20 protein-coding genes are annotated in these 21,332 nt (G+C 69.2%); 12 read left to right on the top strand and 8 right to left on the bottom strand.

Going from position 1 to position 21,332, the window contains the following annotated elements; translation table 11 throughout:
- From RS85_RS02730 to RS85_RS02720, 3 genes are all read left to right on the top strand, one after another.
- On the top strand, positions 1–1,190 hold a 1,190-nt coding region (locus tag RS85_RS02730; protein WP_046011879.1), incomplete at its 5' end, for a serine hydrolase domain-containing protein.
- 68 nt (positions 1,191–1,258) lie between these two features.
- Entirely contained in the window at positions 1,259–2,485 is a 1,227-nt protein-coding gene (locus RS85_RS02725) for a sensor histidine kinase (RefSeq protein ID WP_046011878.1), read from the top strand.
- On the top strand, positions 2,482–3,141 hold the full coding sequence (locus RS85_RS02720) for a response regulator (RefSeq protein ID WP_046011877.1): 660 nt from the start codon (positions 2,482–2,484) through the stop codon (positions 3,139–3,141). Before RS85_RS02725 ends, RS85_RS02720 begins: the two co-directional genes overlap by 4 nt.
- 13 nt (positions 3,142–3,154) lie before the next feature.
- Here RS85_RS02720 and RS85_RS02715 read toward each other — a convergent pair whose 3' ends face one another.
- From RS85_RS02715 to RS85_RS02695, 5 genes are all read right to left on the bottom strand, one after another.
- A complete protein-coding gene (locus RS85_RS02715; RefSeq protein WP_046011876.1) occupies positions 3,155–3,841 on the bottom strand; it encodes a hypothetical protein in 687 nt (228 codons plus the stop codon).
- Positions 3,841–4,755 carry an ABC transporter ATP-binding protein gene (locus RS85_RS02710; RefSeq protein WP_046011875.1) on the bottom strand — a complete coding sequence of 305 codons (915 nt, stop codon included), beginning with the start codon at positions 4,753–4,755 and terminating at the stop codon, positions 3,841–3,843. Before RS85_RS02710 ends, RS85_RS02715 begins: the two co-directional genes overlap by 1 nt.
- Complete coding sequence (locus RS85_RS02705) at positions 4,752–5,141, bottom strand: GntR family transcriptional regulator (protein ID WP_046011874.1); 390 nt, start codon at positions 5,139–5,141, stop codon at positions 4,752–4,754. The genes RS85_RS02710 and RS85_RS02705 overlap by 4 nt, the downstream gene beginning before the upstream one ends.
- Positions 5,142–5,352: 211 nt before the next feature.
- Positions 5,353–6,975, bottom strand: coding sequence for an ABC transporter permease (locus tag RS85_RS02700; protein WP_046011873.1), 1,623 nt, complete (start codon positions 6,973–6,975; stop codon positions 5,353–5,355).
- Positions 6,975–7,979 (bottom strand): ABC transporter ATP-binding protein, encoded by a 1,005-nt coding sequence (locus tag RS85_RS02695; protein ID WP_046011872.1) that lies wholly within the window; start codon positions 7,977–7,979, stop codon positions 6,975–6,977. The genes RS85_RS02700 and RS85_RS02695 overlap by 1 nt, the downstream gene beginning before the upstream one ends.
- 90 nt (positions 7,980–8,069) lie before the next feature.
- On the opposite strand from RS85_RS02695, the gene RS85_RS02690 reads away from it, so the two are divergent.
- From RS85_RS02690 to RS85_RS02670, 5 genes are all read left to right on the top strand, one after another.
- Entirely contained in the window at positions 8,070–9,293 is a 1,224-nt protein-coding gene (locus tag RS85_RS02690) for a methyltransferase (protein WP_046011871.1), read from the top strand.
- Positions 9,294–9,727: 434 nt separating this feature from the next.
- Complete coding sequence (locus RS85_RS02685) at positions 9,728–11,059, top strand: quaternary amine ABC transporter ATP-binding protein (protein WP_046011870.1); 1,332 nt, start codon at positions 9,728–9,730, stop codon at positions 11,057–11,059.
- Complete coding sequence (locus RS85_RS02680) at positions 11,059–12,024, top strand: ABC transporter permease (RefSeq protein WP_046011869.1); 966 nt, start codon at positions 11,059–11,061, stop codon at positions 12,022–12,024. The genes RS85_RS02685 and RS85_RS02680 overlap by 1 nt, the downstream gene beginning before the upstream one ends.
- Positions 12,017–12,934 carry a glycine betaine ABC transporter substrate-binding protein gene (locus RS85_RS02675; protein WP_046011868.1) on the top strand — a complete coding sequence of 306 codons (918 nt, stop codon included), beginning with the start codon at positions 12,017–12,019 and terminating at the stop codon, positions 12,932–12,934. The genes RS85_RS02680 and RS85_RS02675 overlap by 8 nt, the downstream gene beginning before the upstream one ends.
- 186 nt (positions 12,935–13,120) lie before the next feature.
- Positions 13,121–14,626, top strand: a complete 1,506-nt coding sequence (locus tag RS85_RS02670; protein WP_046011867.1) for a lipase maturation factor family protein — start codon at positions 13,121–13,123, stop codon at positions 14,624–14,626.
- A 10-nt stretch (positions 14,627–14,636) separates the two neighbouring features.
- On the opposite strand, the gene RS85_RS02665 is transcribed toward RS85_RS02670, so the two are convergent.
- From RS85_RS02665 to RS85_RS02655, 3 genes are read right to left on the bottom strand one after another with little or no spacing between them, the layout of a single operon-like run.
- Positions 14,637–15,044 (bottom strand): rhodanese-like domain-containing protein, encoded by a 408-nt coding sequence (locus RS85_RS02665; RefSeq protein WP_046011866.1) that lies wholly within the window; start codon positions 15,042–15,044, stop codon positions 14,637–14,639.
- Positions 15,041–15,655, bottom strand: a complete 615-nt coding sequence (locus tag RS85_RS02660) for a bifunctional 4-hydroxy-2-oxoglutarate aldolase/2-dehydro-3-deoxy-phosphogluconate aldolase (protein WP_046011899.1) — start codon at positions 15,653–15,655, stop codon at positions 15,041–15,043. Before RS85_RS02660 ends, RS85_RS02665 begins: the two co-directional genes overlap by 4 nt.
- A 17-nt stretch (positions 15,656–15,672) precedes the next feature.
- Entirely contained in the window at positions 15,673–16,383 is a 711-nt protein-coding gene (locus RS85_RS02655; RefSeq protein WP_052703307.1) for a helix-turn-helix transcriptional regulator, read from the bottom strand.
- Between the two features lie 156 nt (positions 16,384–16,539).
- On the opposite strand from RS85_RS02655, the gene RS85_RS02650 reads away from it, so the two are divergent.
- From RS85_RS02650 to RS85_RS02635, 4 genes are read left to right on the top strand one after another with little or no spacing between them, the layout of a single operon-like run.
- Positions 16,540–17,898, top strand: coding sequence for an MFS transporter (locus tag RS85_RS02650; RefSeq protein ID WP_046011865.1), 1,359 nt, complete (start codon positions 16,540–16,542; stop codon positions 17,896–17,898).
- The gene (locus RS85_RS02645; RefSeq protein ID WP_046011864.1) at positions 17,895–19,154 is read left to right on the top strand and encodes an alanine racemase; all 1,260 of its coding nucleotides are present in this window, start codon (positions 17,895–17,897) and stop codon (positions 19,152–19,154) included. Before RS85_RS02650 ends, RS85_RS02645 begins: the two co-directional genes overlap by 4 nt.
- An 8-nt stretch (positions 19,155–19,162) precedes the next feature.
- Positions 19,163–20,752 carry an N-acyl-D-amino-acid deacylase family protein gene (locus RS85_RS02640; RefSeq protein ID WP_046011863.1) on the top strand — a complete coding sequence of 530 codons (1,590 nt, stop codon included), beginning with the start codon at positions 19,163–19,165 and terminating at the stop codon, positions 20,750–20,752.
- Between the two features lie 23 nt (positions 20,753–20,775).
- The gene (locus RS85_RS02635; protein WP_046011862.1) at positions 20,776–21,159 is read left to right on the top strand and encodes a RidA family protein; all 384 of its coding nucleotides are present in this window, start codon (positions 20,776–20,778) and stop codon (positions 21,157–21,159) included.
- Positions 21,160–21,332 lie beyond the last annotated feature (173 nt).

Here is a 21,332-nt window from a genome sequence, read left to right as displayed (position 1 = left end):
CCCGCCGCAGGGCGCGCACGGTCATCGCGATCGCCGCCGTCGCCGTGCTCGTCGGCGGAGCGATCACGGCCGGAGCCCTCTTCCGCGCGGTCGATCAACCCGCCGCCTCCGCGGAAGCGACGAGCGCCAGCGCTCTCGAGACGAGGATGCAGTCGCTCGTGGATGCCGGCTACCCCGGCGTCCTCGCGTCGGTGACCTCGCCCGACGGCGAGGTCGAGAATGCCGTCGCCGGCGAGGGCGACATCGAGACGGGCGAGGCGCCTCCGGTCGACGGAGAGGTGCGGATCGCCAGCAACACCAAGATGTTCGTCGCGACCGTCGTGCTGCAGCTGGTGGACGAGGGTCTCGTCGACCTGGCGGCCCCGATCGACACGTACCTTCCCGGTCTGATCAGGGGAACGGGGATCGACGGGGCGGGCATCACCGTGCACCAGCTGCTGCAGCAGACCACCGGTCTGCCCGAGTACGCCGACCAGATCGCGGCCGACGCCTTCGGTGCGCAGGAGAAGTACATCTCTCCGCGGGACATGCTCGACATCGCCCTCACCCGTCCGGCGGGCTTCGCGCCGGGGGAGAAGTGGGAGTACAGCAACACGAACTACCTCGTTCTCGGACTGCTGATCGAGGCGGTCACCGACCGTGCGATCGCCGAGCAGATCGAGGAGCGCATCGTGCGACCGCTGGGCCTCGAGCACACGTACTTCCCCGCTCCCGGCGAGCGCGAGCTGCGCAACGAGCATGCGATCGGCTATCACGCCGACGTTCCGGGAGAACTGCGCGACATCTCCGCCATGGACACGTCGTTCGCCTGGTCGGCTGGCGCCATGGTGTCCACCCCCGCCGAGCTCAACACCTTCATGCGCGCGCTGCTGGACGGCGAGCTGCTGAGCGATGAGGCGCTGAAGACGATGCAGACCCCCGTGCCGGCGGGCGACGAGCTGTGGCCGGAGGCTGCGTACGGTCTCGGACTGCAGCGGTACCCGCTCAGCTGCGGAGGATTCGCCTGGGGTCACGGCGGCGACATCCCCGGCACTCAGACGCGCAACGCCGTCGGCCCGGACGGCACCGCCGCCACCATCGCGGTGACCGCGCTGCCCTGGGCGGTGGTCTCTCCGGATGACGAAGAGGTGCTGCTCGAGCAGTACCGGATCGTGGTCGAGGCCCTCGACGAGACGCTGTGCGATCGGTGATCACACCTCGGTCCACCCCGGGTCCCGCCTCCCGACGGAGGTGGGGCCCGGCGTGGTTGACTGAGGCCATGTCCCGTCCGGAGCGCCCCTCCCCGCGTGCCGAGCGCGTACGCCGGGCGATCCCGCCGGTGCTCGTCCTCGCGGCGGCGATCGGCTACCTCGGTGCCGACCTGTGGATCGAAGAGCTGCCCGCGACAGTGCCGGGGGATGTCCCGCCCTGGGCGTACGCCGGCCTGATCGCCCTGCAGGCGCTCCTTCTCGTGTTCCGACGGCGCGCACCGATCACCGTCTTCGCTGGCGCGGTGCTGCTCGACGCCGTGATCCTCGCCACCTCGGCCGGCGAGCTGGGGGCCGGATCGCTGGGCGTGATCCTCGCCGCCTACGGGATGGCTCGCCGCAGCCCTCGGACCCCGGCGTTGACAGCGCTCGGCATCGGCGCACTGGTGACCACCGTCGTCGGTGGCGGTGCGCTGTTGTTCGGCTCTCGCGAATCGCTGTTCGTCTTGCTGCTCACCGTGATCGCGCGCATCGCCCTGCAGTACGCGGCCCCCGCGGCCGTCGCCGAGTACGTCCGCGGGCGCGAGCGCCTCGCCGACGCACTGCAGGAGCAGGCGCGGATGGCGGAGCACGAGCGGCGCGAGCGCGCCGAGCGCGAGGTGCGCGCCGAGCGCGAGGCGCTCGCGCGGGAACTGCACGACATCGCCGGGCACCACCTCTCGGGGATCATCGTGAGCGCTCAGGCGGCCACCGCGCTCACCCGCAGCGACCTCGACCGGGCGAGGGAGATGATGCAGACCGTCCAGGACGACGCCCGCATCGCACTCGCCGACCTGCGACGGACGGTGGGCCTGCTGCGCAGCGACGACGCGCCCTCGGGGGGACCGAGTCCCGTGCCCGCCATCGCCGGCATCGGTGCGCTCGTGGCCGTCGCGCGGGAACGTGGTCAGCGCGTCGCACTCACCCAAGTCGGGGATGCGCGTCCGGTGGGCGCGCTCGCCGAGACCACCGCGTATCGCATGGTGCAGGAGTCGCTCGCGAATGCCGCCAGACACGCGCCTGGCGCGGCCTGTGCCGTCACCGTGCGGTTCGGAGCGGATGCCGTGGAGATCACGGTCTCGAACGAGCCATCGGCTGAGGGCGCGGCGCCCGCGACCCGATCGGGAGTGGGCTACGGCCTCTCCGGCATGGCCGAGCGGGCCGAGCTGATCGGCGCGAAGCTGACGGTCGGGCCCGACGACCGCGGCGGATGGACCAATCGCCTCCGCATCCCCTTCGACGGACGGAGTGCCGCATGATCCGTGTCCTCATCGCCGACGACCAGGCCGTCGTCCGCGCCGGCCTCGCCGTCATCCTCGGCGCCGAGGCCGACATCGAGGTCGTCGGGGAAGCCATCGACGGGGCCGACGCCGTGCAGCTCGCTCGCAGCCTCCGCCCCGACGTGGTCTGCATGGACATCCGGATGCCGGGCACCGACGGCATCGCGGCGACCCGCGAGATCGTCGGGGACCCGGATCTGGCGACCGACGTCCTGATCCTCACCACCTTCGACGTGGATGCCGACGTGTTCGCCGCGCTCGAGGCCGGTGCCGCCGGGTTCCTCCTCAAGGGTGCCGATGAGCAGACGCTGCTCGCCGCGGTCCGCTCGGTGGCGGCCGGAGACGGAACCCTCGACCAGCGGCTGACCCGCCGGATCCTGCAGGAGTTCGGCGAACGCCGTCGGGCGAGCCCTACGCAGGTCGCCGCCGACGCACTGCCGCTCACCGAGCGGGAGCTCGATGTGCTGCGCCTCCTCGCCGAGGGATTGTCGAACGCCGAGATCGCCGACCGCCTCTTCGTGGAGCCGACGACCGTCAAGTATCACCTCGCGGGCATCCTCCAAAAGACCGGCGCCCGCGATCGCCTGCAGGCGGTGCTCTGGGGCATCCGCGCCGGAGCCGTACAGGCGGGGTGACACCGGCGGCGGATCAGGGAATCGCTCGGCGGAACGCGAGGAACGAGACGCCCGTGAGCACCGCCGTGATGACGAGGCCCCAGAGCGCGAGACCGAGGGCGCCGAGATTCATGATCGTTGCGCCGACATCGCCCCACAGCTCGAGTCGTGTCGCCAGGAAGACGAGTCCGATCAGTGCGAGTGTCAGCGCGATGCTCACGATGATGAGCACGAGCTGTCCCCAGCTCTTGTAGATCGTCGCGCCGGTGAAGCCGATCACGAAGAAGAACAGAGCGAGGGTGAAGTAGACCACGAACGCTCCGAGAGGACCGGCCTCCCACAGCCACGGGAGGTAGAACAGGTAGCCGTTGACGCCGTAGCCGTTCGTGGCCACTTCGATCCCGCCGCCGATGAGGAAGATCACACCCATCAGTGCGCTGCCGATGGTCGCCGTGAGCAGCGTTCCGAAGAAGAACTCCCGGCGGGTGATGCTCATCGCCTGCGAGAACGGGAAGGTCAGGGTCATCGCCGACATCCCGACGGCGAAGAAGTACCAGAGCGGGGCCTGGCCGCCGCCGCCGTACTTCGGGGTGTCGAACGGGATCATCGCGTAGATCAGGATCGAGATGACCACCGCGGCGGCGAGGATGATCAGCGGATACCAGACGAAGGTGCCCTTGTTGATCAGCTGCAGGCGGATGACATTGAATGTGCGTCCCATCAGCGCACCTCCTCTTTCGTGGTCGCGTCTTCGTCGGGGTGGGCGCCCGCCTTCTGGGTGAGGCGGACGACGAGCTGCTGCAGAGAGACCGGGGCGAGATCCAGTCCGGATGCCGTGACCTCGGCGCGCTCCGCGGCGGAGAGGCGTCCGAGCACGGTGACGGACGCCACCCGTCCGAGCGCCTCGCGGTGCAGGACCTCACGGTCGGCGATCCACGCGTCGACCTTGGCGGCATCGCCCACGATGGTGACGGCGCGTTCGCGGACGGCATCCGTGTCCTCGTTGAGGAGGATCTGGCCGTTGTCGATCACGATGACCTTCTCGATGAGGTTCGAGACCTCGTCGATCAGGTGCGACGAGAGGATGATCGTGCGCGGATGCTCGGCGTAGTCCTCGACCAGGCGGTCGTAGAAGATCTGCCGGGCGACGGCGTCGAGTCCGAGGTAGGGCTCGTCGAAGAACGTGATCTCGGCGCGCGAGGCGAGACCGATGATGACACCGACCGCGGACAGCTGACCGCGGGACAGCTTCTTGATCGTCTGCTTCGTGGGCAGCTGGAACTGCGCGATCAGTTCATCGGCGAAAGCTTGGTCCCAGTGCGGGAAGAACAGGCTGGCCGCCTTGAAGGCATGCCGGGGGTGGGCGTCGTCGGGATACTTCTGGCTCTCGCGGACGAAGCAGATCCGGCCGAGCACGTGCGCGTTCTCGTACGGGTGCTCGCCGAAGACCTTGACGGTGCCGGACGACTCGAAGTTCTGCGCGGTCAGGATCGACATGAGCGTCGTCTTGCCGGCGCCGTTGCGGCCGAGCAGGCCGTAGATGGCGTTGCCCTCGATCGAGAGGGAGACGTTGTCGAGTGCTCTCTTCTCCTTGTAGCGCTTGCTGAGGTTCTGCACCTCGATGACGGCGGTCATGCGGGGTCCTTCCCTTCTGAGACGGTGGTCTGTGCGGCACGCTCCTGGAGCAGTGCCGCGAGATCGGAGGCGTCGAGGCCCAGCGTGCGGGCTTCGGCGAGGAGCGGGTCGACGTAGCGATCGGCGAAGGCCGACCGGCGCTCGCCGAGGAGCATGTCTCGCGCGCCTTCGGCGACGAACATGCCGATGCCTCGGCGCTTGTAGAGCACTCCCTTGTCGGTGAGCATGGCGACTCCCTTGGCTGCGGTGGCGGGGTTGATCCGGTAGAACGAGGCGAGCTCGTTGGTCGACGGAGCCTTCGCCTCTTCGGCGAGCGAGCCGTCGACGATCGAGTCCTCGATCTGTTCGGCGATCTGGAGGAAAAGCGGCTTGCCTTCTTCGATCACGGGCCCTCCAGTGGTTCGTGGGTTACCTACATGAGTAGGTAACCACAGAACCTGTGGGGTGTCAAGGCTTCGCCGGTCGGCGTTCACAATTCAGCAAGAACGTGGCGCGGCGGGCTTCGGCGCACGTGGTGGTGCGGCGCGGCGACCCACCCGCCCGAGTTCTTGCTGAATTGTGAACGGGCGGCCGGCCGGGACACCCCGCGAACTCGCCTCAGCCGCCCGAGGCGAGCTCCCGGCGGCGCATGAGCGCGAGCGCCCCGGCGGCCCCCGCGGCGACCGCGAGCACCAGCCACCAGAGCCCTCGCGGGTCCACCCCGTCGCCGTCGACCACGGGCGTCACCGCGAACGGCGAGATGTTCGCGGTCCACTCGGGCAGGCCGAGCAGCGGGCCGAACATGCCGAGCATGGTCGCGACGAGCACCAGCGCCCAGGCGAGGCCGATCGTCGCGCGCGGCAACACCACGAACACCAGGGCCGTGAGCACCGTGAACACCGATGCCGCGAGCGCCTGGCCGAGGCCGGCAACCGCGACGATCCGATAGAGCGAGCCGTCGGCATCCGTCGACCAGATCCCGAACCAGGCCGCGAGCACGGCAGCGGCGACGACGATGAGCACGGCGATCGTCGCGACGACGACGTGGTCGGCGAGCCAGCGCACGCGTCCGATCGGGGTCGCGAGCACGATCTCGGCGGTGCCGCGGGCCTCTTCCTGCCGGGCGCGGACGACCGTCTGCACCGCGCAGCAGGCCGCGAGGATACCGAGCAGCGTGAAGAACAGTGTCACGACGGTCTCATCGAGTCCGCCGGTCGCGCCGCCGATCTGCGTCAGCACCTCGGTGACCGCCGGGTTGTCCCCCGAGACCTGGTCGATGACACCGCTCATCGTCGTGGCGAAGAAGCCGGTGACCGCGCCGCCGACCGCCCATCCGATGATCGCGCCCGCGGTGAGGCGCCAGACCAGAGCGTGCGGCGAGGCGAGCGCGGGCCGGGCGGAGACGCGGCCGGGCCGTTCGGCCACGAAGCTCGCGTCGATGTCGCGGCGCGACTGCAGGACGACGGATGCCGCGGCGAGAACGAGTCCGAGACCGAGGCAGAGGAGCACGGGCCAGGCGGTGTCGGTGTCGTACGGGCGGGTGTGCTCCGCCCAGGAGAAAGGCGTGAGCCACGCGAACCAGGCGCTCGTCATCCCGGACAGGTCGTCGTCCGGGGTGCCCGCCGCGTTGCCGATGCCGCGGATCAGGAAGCTCGCCACCAGCACCCAGACGGTCAGGGAGTTCGCTCCCCGCGACGAGCGGATCAGCTGCGCCGCGAGCAGGCCGACGCCGAGGAAGGCGATCCCGCACGCCCCGGCGGCCGCTCCCACGAGCAGCGATCCCGCCGCAGGCAGCCCGGTGATCAGCAGGGCCAGAGCCGTGAACGCGGCGAGCGCCACATTGGCGAGGATGCCGTGCACGATGGTCACCACGATCGGCAGAGACCGTCCGGCCGGTGTCGCCCACACGAGCTCGGATCGTCCGGCCTCTTCGTTGCCTCGGGTGTGGCGAACGGCGAGGAACGCGCTCATGAGCGCCGCGAGCATGGCAAGCCAGGGGAGCAGCTGGAACGCGATGAAGGCGCCCTCCGACGTGCCGGACGGCAGCCCGCGGAACATCAGCAGCACCGGGTTGGCGAGGGCCACCGCGATGATGCTCTGCCGATCCTCGAGGGTCGAGAACGACCGGGACACTCCCGCATACCCGCCGAGCGCGAGGGCCGCGGTGCCGGCGATCCACAGCGTCAACTGCACCCGGTCGCGCCGGATGCGCTGCCTCAGCAGTACGACGAAGGGCGACATCACGATCGTCCTTCCCGCTGTCGACGGGAGCGCCGGGTCTCCTGTGCGGTGCCTGCGCCGCCGTTGCCCGCGTCGCCGGCTTCGGCCGCCTCGAGGGAGGCGAGATCGTCGCCGTAGTGACGCAGGAACAGCTCCTCGAGCGACGGCGGCGCGACGCGCAGATCGCGGATGCCGAGGGCGGCGAGCGCCGGCAGCACGGTCGCGGTCCGATCGCTGTCGACGGCGACACGGATGCGGTCTCCGTGCACAGCCGGGTCGTGCGCCTCCGGGACGCGTGCGACGTCGTCGAGGGAGATGCCGGATGCCGTGAACGACACGTCGCTGCGGGTCAGGTGACGCAGGTCTGCGAGTGTGCCGGCCTCGACGATCCGTCCGGCGCGGATGATCGACACCCGGTCGCAGAGCTGCTCGACCTCGCTCATGATGTGACTCGACAGCAGCACGGTCGCGCCGTTCGCATGCGCGCGCGCGACCTCGCGCTGGAAGATCACGGCCATCAGCGGGTCGAGACCGCTCGTCGGTTCGTCGAGGATGTAGAGGTCGGCCGGCACGGCGAAGGCTGCGATCAGCGCGACCTTCTGCCGGTTGCCCTTCGAGTAGGCGCGACCCTTCTTGCGCGGGTCGAACTGGAACGCGTCCATGAGCCGCGTCTTCTCGTGCTGATAGGCGGCGTCCTTGGTGTGCACACCGCGCAGTCGGGCGAGCAGGTCGATCGCCTCGCCGCCGGAGAGAGTGGGCCAGACGCTCACGTCGCCCGGGACGTATGCGATTCGGCGATGCAGGTCGACGGCATCCGTCCAAGGGTCGCGGTCGAACACGGTCGCGGTGCCGCCGGTGCGTCGGGCGAGGCCGAGGAGGATGCGGATCGTCGTCGACTTCCCCGCACCGTTCGGGCCGAGGAAGCCGTGCACCTGCCCCGCCTCGACGGAGAGGTCGAGGCCGTCGAGCGCGTGCACGTGGCCGTAGTGCTTGGTGAGATCCTGCGTGTGGATGACGGTGGTCATGGCCGGGAGCGTACGCCCCTTTCCGCCGCAGGTGTGGGCGGCTCGGCAGGACGCGGTCGGAACACCCCGGGGCCCGCGTACAGTGGGCTGGTGCCGGAGTTCCCCTACAGTCGCCTGCGGCGCTGGCCCGACGTCGAAGCCGACAACCTCCAGGCCCACGACGCCACCGATCTGCTGCTGGTCGGACGGGCGCTCGCGCTCGATGTCCCCGGTTCACAGATCGCGGTGATCGGTGACGAATACGGCGCGATCACCCTTGCTCTGACGGATGCCGGTCGGCACGACATCCGCGTGCATCAGGACCTGGCGACCGGGCGCCGGGCGCTCGCCCGCAATGCCGAGGAACTCGGTCTCGACGGCTTCGTGGCGCACGAGCTCGACGCCGCGCTGCTCGCCGGTGCGCGGCTGGTGCTCCTGCAGCTGCCCAAGTCGCTCGCCGAGCTCGAGGAGATCGCGGATGCCGTCGCTCGCTGGGCCGCGCCCGACGCAGTGCTCATCGCCGGGGGTCGGGTGAAGCACATGACTCTCGGCCAGAACGAGGTGCTCGCGCGCAGCTTCGCCCGGGTGCAGGCCGAGCGGGCGGAGCGGAAGTCCCGGCTCGTGGTGGCGTCCGAGCCTCTTCCCGTGCCGGCCGAGCCGCCGTTTCCGGTGACCGCGCAGCACGACGGGCTGACCCTCGTCGCGCATGGCGGGGCGTTCGCCGGCCCGCGCCTCGACATCGGCACGCGGGTGCTGCTCGAGGTGCTCGGGCTCTCCTCTCCCCGGTCGTTGAGCGAGGAGGCCGAAGGCCACCGAGACGAAACGCCCTCCCCGGGCGAAGTACCCGACCGGGATGAGGCGTTTCGTCTCGCTCCGCTGCGCTCCACTCGCTCAACGACCGGGAGGACCGTGGTCGACCTCGGCTGCGGCACCGGCGCGCTCGCGGTGTCGTACGCGCTCGCCCACCCCGACGCCCGCGTGATCGCGACCGACAGGTCGGCTGCGGCCGTGGCATCCGCCCGGGCGACCGCCGCGGCGAACGGGGTCGGGGACCGCGTCGTCGTCACGCATGACGACGCTGCATCGGAGCTCTCGGATGCGAGCGCCGATGTCGTGCTGCTCAATCCCCCGTTCCACCTCGGCAGCAGCGTGCACACGGGGGCGGCGACCCGCCTCTTCGAGGCCGCCGCGCGGCTGCTGCGGCCTGGCGGAGAACTTTTCACGGTCTACAACTCCTCCCTCAACTACCGCGCCGAGCTCACCCGGTTGGTGGGCGAGGCCGAGCAGCTGCACCGCACGTCGAAGTTCACCGTGACGCGCAGCATCCGCCGCTGAACCGGCCCTCCGGCCCCGCTTCCGCTCAACGTCTGCGGCCATTCTGAACTTCTGCGGCCCTGCCGTCGCCGTGTGGCCGCAGAACCTGCCATCGGCCGCAGAAGTTGCCGCAGCATCCGCCGCTGAACATATGACCAATTCCCCGGTCAGCGCGCGAAACCCGGACGGTTCAAGCGGCACGGATTTGCCCCTGATCAGCCATTTCGTTACGTTGGTCTGTGGGCCTGATGGCCTGAAAGACCAGTCCGCGACCACGTCCTTCTTTCGATGAGCTGTGCTGCGAAGAGGCGTGGACGTACGGTCGATGCTCTCTGCGGCGGATCCGAAATCCGCTGCCCGCGCCGCCACAGCAGTCATGTCGAACGGCCCCGTGAGCGTCACCCGGGCGTAACCGAAGCAGGCTCAGCCACCCGAAGGCGAGCCGCAGGGGAAACGTGTCCGAAATCGCACTTGAAGCGCGCAATCTGTACAAGGTGTTCGGGAAGAATCCGAGCCAGGCCGTCCGTCGTCTGAAAGCCGGTGAGACCCGCACCGCCGTCGGCGACGCGGGCATGGCAGCCGTGATCGACGCCAGCTTCACCGTCAACCGCGGCGAGATCTTCGTCATCATGGGGCTGTCCGGATCCGGCAAGTCCACCATCATCCGCATGCTCAACGGCCTGCATGACGCAAGCTCCGGCACCGTCACCGTGAACGGCGACCCGATCACCGGCATCCCGAATACGCAGCTGCGCGAGATCCGCCGGGACCGTATCTCGATGGTGTTCCAGCACTTCGCCCTGCTGCCCCACCGCACGGTCGCCGCGAACGTGGCCTACCCGCTCGAGCTGAAGGGCGTCGGCAAGGCCGCGCGCCTCGCGAAGGCCGAGGAGATCCTCACGCTCGTCGGGCTCGAGGGCCAGGGCGAGAAGATGCCGTCCGAGCTCTCCGGCGGCATGCAGCAGCGCGTCGGCATCGCCCGCGCGCTCGCCGCCGACAGCGACATCCTGCTCATGGACGAGGCGTTCAGCGCCCTCGACCCGCTCATCCGCCGCGAGATGCAGGAGCAGCTGCTCGAACTGCAGGCGAAACTTCAGAAGACCATCGTGTTCATCACGCACGACCTGAACGAGGCCATGTTCCTCGGCGACCGCATCGCCGTGATGCGCGACGGGCGCATCGTGCAGATCGGCACGCCCGAAGACATCCTGATGGACCCGGCGAACGACTACGTCGAGCAGTTCGTGCAGGATGTCGACCGCGCCCGCGTGCTCACCGCCGCGAACGTGATGGAGCGTCCGCGCCCCGTCGTCCCCGAGACGGCGGGACCCCGCACGGCCCTCCGCCAGATGCGCGACGCGTACATGTCGGCCACCTACGTCGTCGGCCGCGATCGTCAGCTGCTCGGCGTCGTCACGGACCGGGATGCCGTGAAGCTCGTGCGCTCCGGCGCGACGACCCTGCACTCGGTGCTGAAGCCCGTGCTGCAGAGCGTGCGCGAGGACGAGGTGCTGATGAACCTGTTCGTGCCGGCCGTGGAGTCTCCGCTGCCGCTCGCGGTGGTCAGCGACGACGGCAAGCTCGTCGGCGTCATCCCTCGCGTCACCCTGCTCGCGGCCCTCGGCCCCGGCCCGGGCGCGACGGAGGAGATCATCCTTCCGCTGATCCCCATGCCGCAGGCCGAGATCGACGCCGTGCTCGATGACGGATGGACGGACCCTTCGACAAGCTCAGGGACCCAAGATGCGTTCGGCTCGGATGCCGACAAGATCGGGGAGGTGCGCTGATGGATGGTTTCCGCATTCCCCTCGGCAGCTGGGTCGAATCCGGCGTCGACTGGGTCAAGACCAATCTCGACGGCTTCCTCGATGTCGTCTCGTTCGTCGTGACATTTCTCGTCGACGGACTCACGTCGCTTCTGCTGCTGCCGTACTTCTTCGTCGTGATCGCGCTCGCCGCGCTCATCGCCTGGACCGTCCGGTCGTGGCAGCTCGCGATCGGCACGGTCATCTCGTTCACGCTGATCGTCGCGATGGGCCTGTGGGTCCCCGCGATGCAGACGCTCGCGCTCGTGCTCGTCGCGGCGCTGGTCGCCGTGGTCATCGCGGTGCCGCTCGGCATCTGGTCGGCACGCAACAGCACCGTTCGCGCGGTGCTCAAGCCCGTGCTCGACTTCATGCAGACGATGCCCGCGTTCGTGTACCTGATCCCGGCGATCGTGTTCTTCAGCATCGGCGTCGTGCCCGGCCTCGTCGCGACGGTCATCTTCGCGCTGCCTCCGGGCGTGCGACTGACCGAGCTCGGCATCCGCGGGGTCGACTCCGAGACCGTCGAGGCGGGTCAGGCCTTCGGCGCGAAGCCGGGACAGATCCTGCGCGGCATCCAGCTTCCGCTCGCGATGCCGACGATCCTCGCGGGCATCAACCAGGTCATCATGCTCGCGCTGTCGATGGCGGTCATCGCCGGAATGGCGGGCGCCGACGGCCTCGGAAAGATGGTCGTCGAGGCGATCTCGACCGTCAACATCGCCAAGGGCGTGGAGGCAGGACTCGGCGTCGTGCTGATCGCCGTCTTCCTCGACCGCGTCACTGCGGCCCTCGGGACGCTGGGCCAGAACCCGTCGTCCCTGCTCGCGGCGCTCCGGCGTCGGGGCGCGAAGCGCCAGGCGGATGCCGCGGCATCCGCTCGCATCGTCGAAACGCCCGAGACGCCCGAGACGCCCGTCGAAGAGAAGGAGCTCCAGAATGCGTAATCGCAGGATCATCTCGATCGCGGCCATCGGCGCCGCGGGAGCCCTCGCTCTGAGCGGTTGCGCGAGCGACGGCGCGGGCGGCACCATCGAACTCGGCGGCGGTGGCAGCACCGGCGGCGGAGGCGAGAAGGGCACCATCACGCTCGGCTTCCTCCCCTCGTGGACCGACGGGCTCAGCACCGCGTACCTGCTGCAGGATCAGCTCGAGAAGGTCGGGTACGACGTCGAGCTCAAGACGCTCACCGAGGCCGGCCCGCTGTACACGGGGCTCGCGCAGGGCGACGTCGACGTGTTCCCGTCGGCATGGCCCGAGGTCACGCACGCCGAGTACATGAAGACCTACGGCGACTCGATCGAAGACCTCGGCACGTACTACGACAACGCGCGTCTCACGATCGCGGTGCCGGAGTACTCCGAGCTGAAGACCATCGACGACCTCGCGGGCGCCGACCTCGACGGCAAGATCTACGGCATCGAGCCGGGGGCCGGCCTCACCGCGCAGACCCAGCAGATGCTGCCTGCCTACGGCCTCGACAGCGAGTACGAGCTCGTCACCTCGTCGACGGCCGCGATGCTCACCGAGCTGAAGTCCGCGACCGAGAAGAAGGAAGACATCGCGGTCACGCTGTGGCGTCCGTTCTGGGCCAACGACGCGTTCCCCGTGAAGGACCTCGAACACCCGAAGGGTGCGATGGGCGAGGCCGAGGGGCTGCACTTCCTCGGCACGAAGGGTTTCGCGTCGGAGTACCCCGAGGCCGCAGAGCTGATCGAGCAGATCCAGCTGGACGACGAGCAGTACGGCTCGCTCGAGGACCTCGTCGTGAACGAGTACGGCGAGGGGCGCGAGGCCGAAGCCGTCGACGCCTGGCTCGAGAAGAACGGCGACCAGTTCGACTGGGTCGTCGAGTGACCTGAGACTAAGGCGTTTCGTCTCACTCGCTTCGCTCACTCGCTCAACGACCAACCCGGTCGTTGAGCGAGGAGCGAAGCGACCAACCCGGTCGTTGAGCGAGCGCAGCGAGACGAAACGCCCGACGGACGGATGCCGCGCGCAACCCCCTTCGCCCCCGCCCACCTCCGGGCGTAGCCTGTCGCCGTGGACGGGTTCGCGGCGGTCGACTACGGGTTCGCCCGCGAGGTCCTGCAGCGGGGCATCGCGGCGCTCTACCTCGTCGCGTTCGTCTCGACGCTGAACCAGTTCCGGCCACTGCTCGGCGAACGCGGGCTGCTCCCCGCCCCGGCACTGCTCGAGTGGATCGGGCAGAAGCCGGAGAGACGGCGGATGCTGCATCCGACACTGTTCTCCCGCATCCGGTACACCGACCGCCGGCTCGCGGCGCTCTGCTGGTGCGGCATCGTGGTCGCGGCGCTGCTCGTCATCGGCATCCCGCAGTGGGGTCCGCCGTGGGCGCCGATGCTGTGCTTCCTCGCGCTGTGGCTCGGGTACATGTCGATCGTCAGCATCGGTCAGACGTTCTACTCCTTCGGGTGGGAGATGCTGCTGCTGGAGTGCGGATTCCTGGCGGCATTCCTCGGCTCGCGCGAACAGCATCCGCCCGTCGTCGTGATCGTGCTGTTCTGGTGGCTGGTGTTCCGGCTCGAGTTCGGCGCCGGGATGATCAAGATCCGCGGCGGACGCGAGTGGCGCGACCTGACCGCCATGACCTTCCATCACGAGACGCAGCCGATGCCCGGTCCGCTCAGCCGGCAGGCGCATCTGCTGCCGCGGTGGTTCCACAAGGCCGAGGTCGTCGGCAATCACTTCGCGCAGCTGGTCGTGCCGTTCTTCCTCTTCGCACCGCTGCTGTCGCTCTGGGTCCCTGAGCCTGTCGAAGGGGTGCCGCAGATCGTCGGTGCCGTGGCGGCCGCCATCGTGATCGCGACGCAGGTCTGGTTGGTCGTGACCGGCAATTTCGCCTGGCTGAACTGGGCGACCATCGTGATCGCCTTCTCCGGGGTCGGACTCCCCTCGGTCGTTGAGCGACCCTTCGACTCGCTGTCGCTCGCTCAGGGCGGGTCTCCGCGAGACGAAACGCTCTTCTCCGACATCCCGCTGTACTGGGTCGTCATCACGTCCGCCGTCGGCGCGCTCTACGTCGTGCTCAGCTGGCCCGCACTGCAGAACCTGTTAGCTCGCCGCCAGCTGATGAACGCGAGCTTCAACCGGTGGCAGCTCGCCAACGCCTACGGCGCCTTCGGCACGGTCACGAAGGAGCGCGTCGAGCTCGTGGTCGAGGGGTCAGCCTCGGAGGATGCCGACGACTGGCGCGAATACGAGTTCAAGGGCAAGCCGGGCGACGTGCGCCGGATTCCGCGCCAGTTCGCGCCGTACCACCTGCGTCTCGACTGGCTGATGTGGTTCCTGCCGCTCGGTCGCTCGCTCGACGACTGGTTCACCGTGTTCCTGCTGCGGCTGCTGGAAGCGGATGCCGCGACGCTCGCCCTGCTGCGCGTCGACCCGTTCCACGGCGAGCCGCCGCGGTGGGTGCGCGTCGTGTCGTACCGCTATAGATTCGCGACCCGCGCCGAGAAGCGCGCCGAGGGCGTGCGGTGGGTGCGGTCCGAGCGCCGTGAGGTGCTCGGACCCCTCGGGTTGCGCTGACGGAGCCGCGTCAGCTCTCGGCGGTCACCAGAGGGTCGCGCACCTGCCGCGAGACGCCCTCGGCCGTCTCGATGTCGAAGCCGTTGCGGGCCCAGTACTCGTAGCCGCCGAGGAGTTCCCGCACGTCGAGACCCGCTTCGAGCAGGACTCGGGCGGTCGAGGTGGCGCCGTTGCATCCCGGACCCCAGCCGTAGACGATGAGCGTGCGATCGCGGGGAAGCGTCTCGACCCGGGAAGCGACCTCGGTCTTCGGCAGATGCACCGCTCCGGCGATGTGGCCGTGCTGCCAGGACTCGAGGCGTCGTGTGTCGACGAGCACCGCTGCGCCCGCGGCCACGGCCTCGTGCGCGGCGACCACGTCGATCTCGTAGTCGAGGCGCGCGGCGACGTAGGCCAGCCGCGCACCGAGATGGGTCATGGCCGCTTCACCGCACCGAGAAGCGCGGCGAGCTGCGGCAGCTGCGCAGGGTCCTCCAGCGCGGAGCCGACGGCGACGACCTTCGCACCGGCGTCGAGGTACTCGCCGGCATTGGCTGCATTCATGCCGCCCGTCGTCACGAAGCGCGCCTGCGGGAAGGGTCCGTTCATCGCCGTGAGCCACTGCGGACCCAGGACCGAGGCGGGGAACGCCTTGAGCCAGGTGAGCCCTGCCGAGAGTGCGGACTGCACCTCGCTCGCCGTGGCGACGCCGGGGAGGCTGGGCAGTCCTGCCTCGTGGGAGGCGCGCACGACGTCGAGGTCGAGACCGGGACTGACCGTGAACGAGGCGCCGGCGGAGACAGCCTGCGCGACGTGCTCGGCCGACACCACCGTGCCGGCGCCGACGGCCTTGCCGCGTTCCCGGCCGGCCGCGGCGACGACGCGCAGGGCGTCGACATCCTCCGCGGTCTGGATGGGGAGTTCGACGACGTCGATCCCGAGGTCCCACGCCGTGGTCGACACCGCGAGGCTCCGCTCGGCTCCCATGCCGCGGAGGATAGCCATCAGCCGAGCGCTTCCGAAGAGCTCCTCGAATGCGGAGTTGTCCATCTTCATCCGTTCTTCCGTCATCGTGTTCTGGCCTCTTCGAGGTAGGAGTATGCGGTGACGCGCGAGATGCCGAGCCGTTTCGCGATGGCCTCTACCGACTTGCGCATCTGGGTCGCACCGCGCTGATCCAGCCTCTCCAGCACCGCGATCTTGTCGTCGCGTGTCATGCTCTCGAGCGGTCGGCCGATCTCGCGGATGGCCTCGGTGATCATCGAATCCATCACCGACACGAGGTCGGCCCCGAAGTGCTCCTTCGGTGCGTCGGCGAGCGCGGGCGAGGGCAGGAGCGCCTCGAGCGTCTGACGCACCAGCAGCAGCGGGCTGAGATCGACGTTCACGCACAGCGAGGCGATGATGTCGCCGGCGCGATTGTGGAAGTAGATCGAGGAACAGCGGAGTTCCCGCCCGTCACTCGTGTAGCCGGTGTAGCCGAGCGCGTCGTGGTTCTTCCGGCGGTCCTTCAGCACATCCAGGCCGAGAGAGGTCGACGGTCCGCCGACGGCTCGTCCGGTGACGTGCCCGTTCTCGATGGCCATGATCGTGTGGCCGAGGTCGACGTCGGTGCCGTCGAGGTTGTGCAGAACGACCTCGACAGTGGGTCCGGCCGCCGTGGCAAGTGCGCGCAGCACCGGCCGATAGAGGCGCAGGACCTCTTCCGCATTCTCGTATGTCTCCCGAGCCAGGTCGTCGGCGAGGGCCGCGACCGCGTTCTCCGTCGATGTCGGCATTCTGACTCCAATCGGAAGCAACGATACAGCCGTACAAAAAATTCGGGGGATAGACAGAATGTCTATTTGGCTGTTAGCTTATCCACGCCCCAGACGATTCGTCGAGGCCGACCGCAACGGATGCGGTCGCGCACCCCCCGAAAAAGGAGCCCCCGGATGACCACTGTCGCTTCATCTGGACTGACACGAAAGCAGCGCAAGACGATCGCGGGCGGCGCGATCGGGACGCTCATCGAGTACTACGACTACTACCTGTACGGTCTCGCCGCCGCGGCCGTCTTCCCCGCGGTCTTCTTCTCCACGAACGACCCCGTCGTCGCGCAGCTGTCTTCTTTCGCCACCTTCGCCGTCGGGTTCTTCCTCCGTCCGGTCGGCGGCATCATCTGGGGCATCGTCGGAGACCGCAAGGGCCGCAGGATCGTGCTGATGAGCACGGTCATCGGCATGGGAGTGGCGACGACCGGCATCGGTCTCATCCCCTCCGACCAGGTGATCGGTATCGCCGCACCGTTGCTGCTGCTGTTGTGCCGGCTCTTCCAGGGCTTCTTCGTCGGCGGTGAGATGGGCGGCGCGGCCACGATGGTCGTGGAAGCCGCGCCGACCGGCAGGCGAGGGTTCTACGGAGCCTTCCTCATCAGTGGAGCGGGCGTCGCGAACGTGGTATCGGGCGGTCTGATGGCCGCGCTGGGTCTCACTCCCGAGTCCTGGTTCCTGCAGTGGGGATGGCGCATCCCGTTCGTCTTCTCGATCGTGCTCGCGATCGCCGCGGTGCTGCTGCGTCGCCAGCTGGAGGAGTCCGAAGCCTTCACCGAGACCCAGACGCTGCTCCTTGCCACCACCGGCAAGAAGCACAACCCGCTCGTCGAGGCGTTCCGGCATCCGAAGAACGCGATCATGGGCATCCTGATCGGCCTGCCGCAGTCGATCGCCGGCTATGTCATCCTCACGTACGGCCTGGCGTTCATGGTGTCCGACAACGGCCTGCCCGCATGGATGGGGTTCGCCGGCACGATGCTCGTCGGCCTGCTGCAGATCGTCGTCGCGCCACTCTGGGGCGCGATCTCCGACCGCATCGGTCGCCGCACCGTCTACATCATCGGCTGCCTCGGTTTCGCGGCCATGGTCTACCCGGCATTCATGCTCTTCAGCACCGGGAACATGTGGCTGATCTGGCTCGGGCAGGTCCTCGGGTTCGTCGTCTTCGGGGTCGCGATGCAGGCGACTCTCGCGACGATGCTCGTGGAGATGTTCGACCCGGAGGCGCGGACGACCGGCGTCAACATCGGCTACCAGATCTCCAACACGCTCGGCGGAGGTCTCGCCCCGCTCATCTGCACGGCGCTGGTCGCTGCCGCCGGCGGCGCGTTCTGGCCGGTCGTCGTCTACTCCGCGGTCATCGCCGTGGTCGGCGTGATCGCCACGCTGGTGGCGTCGATCCAGCCGGATGTCGAGGGAGCCGGACGTCTGCACGAACTGCCGACGACAGCGGCGGTCAAGACGGACGTCTCGCGATGACGCATGCGGATGCCGAACTCCTCACCGTTCGCGACAAGGGTCTGCCCCTGCGCGCTGCGGGCATGACCGTGGAGGACTTCCTCGCCACCGAGCCACGGCTCGACGAGTTCTGGACTCCGGTGATCGTGCTCGACGACGCGGCGATGACGGCGAACGTCGCCACGATGGCGCAGTGGTGCGCGGAGCGCGGCCTCGACCTCATGCCGCACGGCAAGACCACCATGGCTCCGGCACTGTGGAAGCGGCAGACAGATGCCGGCGCTATCGGAATCACGTTCGCGACCATGGGTCAGGTGCGCACCGCTCGTGATCTGGGCGTCGACTCGGTGATGCTCGCGAACGCGGCGGTCGATCGACCGGCACTGGCGTGGCTGGTGGAGGAGCTGGCGGACCCCGGGTTCCGGTTCGTGTGCTGGGCGGACTCGATCGCGACGGTCGACGCGATGGAGGAGGCCCTCCTGTCCACCGGGACGCCGCGGCCCGTCGACGTCTGCGTCGAGCTCGGCGGTGCAGGCGGTCGTACCGGTGCGCGGTCGATCGAGGAGGCCGTGCGCGTGGCCGAGCGCATCGCGGCATCCTCCGTGCTGCGTCTCGCCGGGGTGGCCGGGTACGAGGGGAGCCTCGCGCACGATCGTTCCGCCGTGGCTCTGGCTGCGGTGCGTGCGTACCTCGAGTCGCAGCTCGAGCTGCACGCGGCGATCACCCCGCTGTACGACGACGGCGAGCTCTTCGTGACGGCCGGGGGCAGCGCGTACTTCGACGTCGTCGCCGACGTGTGGGCGACGGCCGACCGCGACGACCGTACGCACTTCACCCTCCGTTCCGGGGCCTACATCGTGCACGACGACGGGTTCTACCGCGGCATCTCGCCGTTCGACGAGGGGGCCGCCCAGCCGGAGACCTCTCCGCGATTCGTGAACGCCATGCACGGTCTCGCCCGGGTCGTGTCGGCGCCCGAGTCCGGCCTGGCCCTGATCGACGGCGGAAAGCGGGATCTGCCCTACGACGAGGGGCTGCCCATTCCGCGCTCCTGGTCCACCGCCGTGACCGGCCCCTGGGAACCGCTGCACGCCGAGGTCTCGGCGATGAACGATCAGCATTCGTACGTGCGGTCGGAGCAGCCTCTCGCGATCGGCTCGGTGGTGCGCCTCGGGCTGTCGCATCCCTGCACGGCCTTCGACAAGTGGCGGGTGCTGCCGGTCGTCGAATCCGCGGATTCCGACCGCGTCGTCGACCTCGTCCGCACTTACTTCTGAGGAGAGCGATGACGAGCCGGACAGTTCTCCGCGGTGGATCCGTCGTCGGCGCGACGGGCGTCCTGCGCGCCGACGTCGCTATCCAGGACGGGCTTATCGCGGACGTCGGCCACGTCGACGCCCGACCCGGCGACGGCGTGGTCGATGTCTCCGATCGCCTGGTGCTCCCGGGTTTCATCGACGCGCACTCGCATGCCGATGGTCTGCTGGGTGACCCGGATGTCGCTCTGACTCTGCTGCGCCAAGGCGTCACCACCGTGATCGCGGGCCAGGACGGTGTGTCCTACGCGCCGGGCAGCGGCGAGTACGCCTCCGAGTACTTCGCCGCGATCAACGGAAGGCACCCCTCGTATCGCGGTGGGGGTGTGGACGCGTATCTGGCATCCGTCGAGGGAACCTCGGCGGTGAACGCGGGCTATCTCGTGCCGGCGGGCACCGTGCGCTTCGAGGTGTGCGGACGCGAGGATCGGCCGGCCGGCGAAGACGAGCGCCGACGCATGCAAAAGCTCGTCGCGCAGGGTATGGCCGAGGGCGCCCTCGGCTTGTCGACAGGTCTGGACTACGCGCCCGGGATCTTCCAGGACGCGTCCGAGATCGCCGCCCTCTGTGAACCGGTCGCGCGCGCCGGAGGGGTGTACGTGACGCACATGCGCGGCGGGTACGAGGCGAACACCGCAGCCGGCACGGGAGAGATCGCCGAGATCGCCCGTCGGGCCACCGAGCGTGCGGGGGCGACGCTGCCCGTGCACATCTCGCACTTCCACGCCGATGCCGACATCGTGCTGGCGCAGCTCGCCGCGCTGGATGCCGTCGGCGTGGATGTGACCTTCGACGCCTACCCCTACACCCGGGGGTGCACGCTCTTGGGCATGCCGCTTTTGCCGCCGGAGGTATCGGCGCTGCCCGTGGCAGAGGCAGTTGCGGTCATCGCGGATCCCTCCCGGCGCGCTGCGCTGCGCGAACTGTGCACGGCGCGAGCCGTGACGAGCGCGAGCCTCGGTCCGGAATGGGCGGAGATGATCACGCTCGCGCACCTCGCCGCCCCCGACCTGGACTGGGCGCACGGGCTCACGCTGCGCGATGCTGCCGCGCGCGCGGGCGTCCTGCCGATCGACTTCGCTCTCGACGCGCTCGCCGCATCGCGTCTGGAATGCAGCGCGGTCATGGCGGTGCGCAGTCCTCGCTCCGGCTCCGAGCTCGCCCGTATCTTCAGCCACCCCGCGCACATGGGCGGCTCGGACGGCATCTTCATCGGGGCCCATCCGCATCCCCGCGCCGCCGGCTCGTTCTCGCTGTTCCTCCGCGAGTACGTGCGCGAACGTGCGACCTGGGCCTGGCCGGATGCTGTGCACCACCTGTCGACGTCACCGGCCCGGCGCTTCGGACTGGGGCGTCGGGGCACCGTCGAACCAGGGGCGATCGCCGACCTCGCGATCGTGGACTCGGCGACGGTCGCCGACACCGCCACCTATGCGGACCCGCGCGGACGCGGGGTCGGCATCGACGACGTCTTCGTCGCCGGCATCCGCGTTCTCGCCGAAGGAGAACGGACCGACGCACTCCCGGGTCGGGGACTCCGTCGCGCACCCCGAACCTGAATCGTCAACGAAAGGAAAGAAAGATGCCGAAGACCGGATTCTACGCAGACGGGGCACCCACGCCCGCCGGCCCCTACAGCCACGGGGTGGTCGCCAACGGCTTCCTGTACACCGCGGGGTTCGGCCCGCAGGACGCGACGAATGATCATGCCGTCCCGGAGAGCGTCGGCGATCAGACGCGTCAGGTGCTCCGGAACATCCAGAAGGTCCTGGCCGTGCACGGGCTGACCCTGGACGACGTCGTGAAGTCGACCGTGCACCTCCAGGACCTCGCCGACTTCGCCGAGTTCAACGAGGCCTACGAGGAGTTCTTCACGGCGCCGTACCCGGTGCGCACGACGGTCGGCTCGAACCTGGCGAACATCCTGGTCGAGATCGACGTCGTGGCTGCTCTGCCGCAGGCCTGACCCCGCGCCATCCGGCAGTCCCACGCGTTGCGGAGGAGATCTGCATTTCGGAGGACCGAATGCGGTGTCTTGGCCCTCCGAAACGCAGATCTCCTCCCGACTGCCGCACGCCCCGAGCGCAGCGAAACGCCCCGTCCGGGGTATGAACCCCGGACGGAGCGTCCCGTCCCGCT

Origin of the sequence: Microbacterium sp. SA39, assembly GCF_000967865.1 — a bacterium.
Lineage (GTDB): Bacteria > Actinomycetota > Actinomycetes > Actinomycetales > Microbacteriaceae > Microbacterium.
This window is presented reverse-complemented; position numbering and strand designations above follow the sequence as displayed.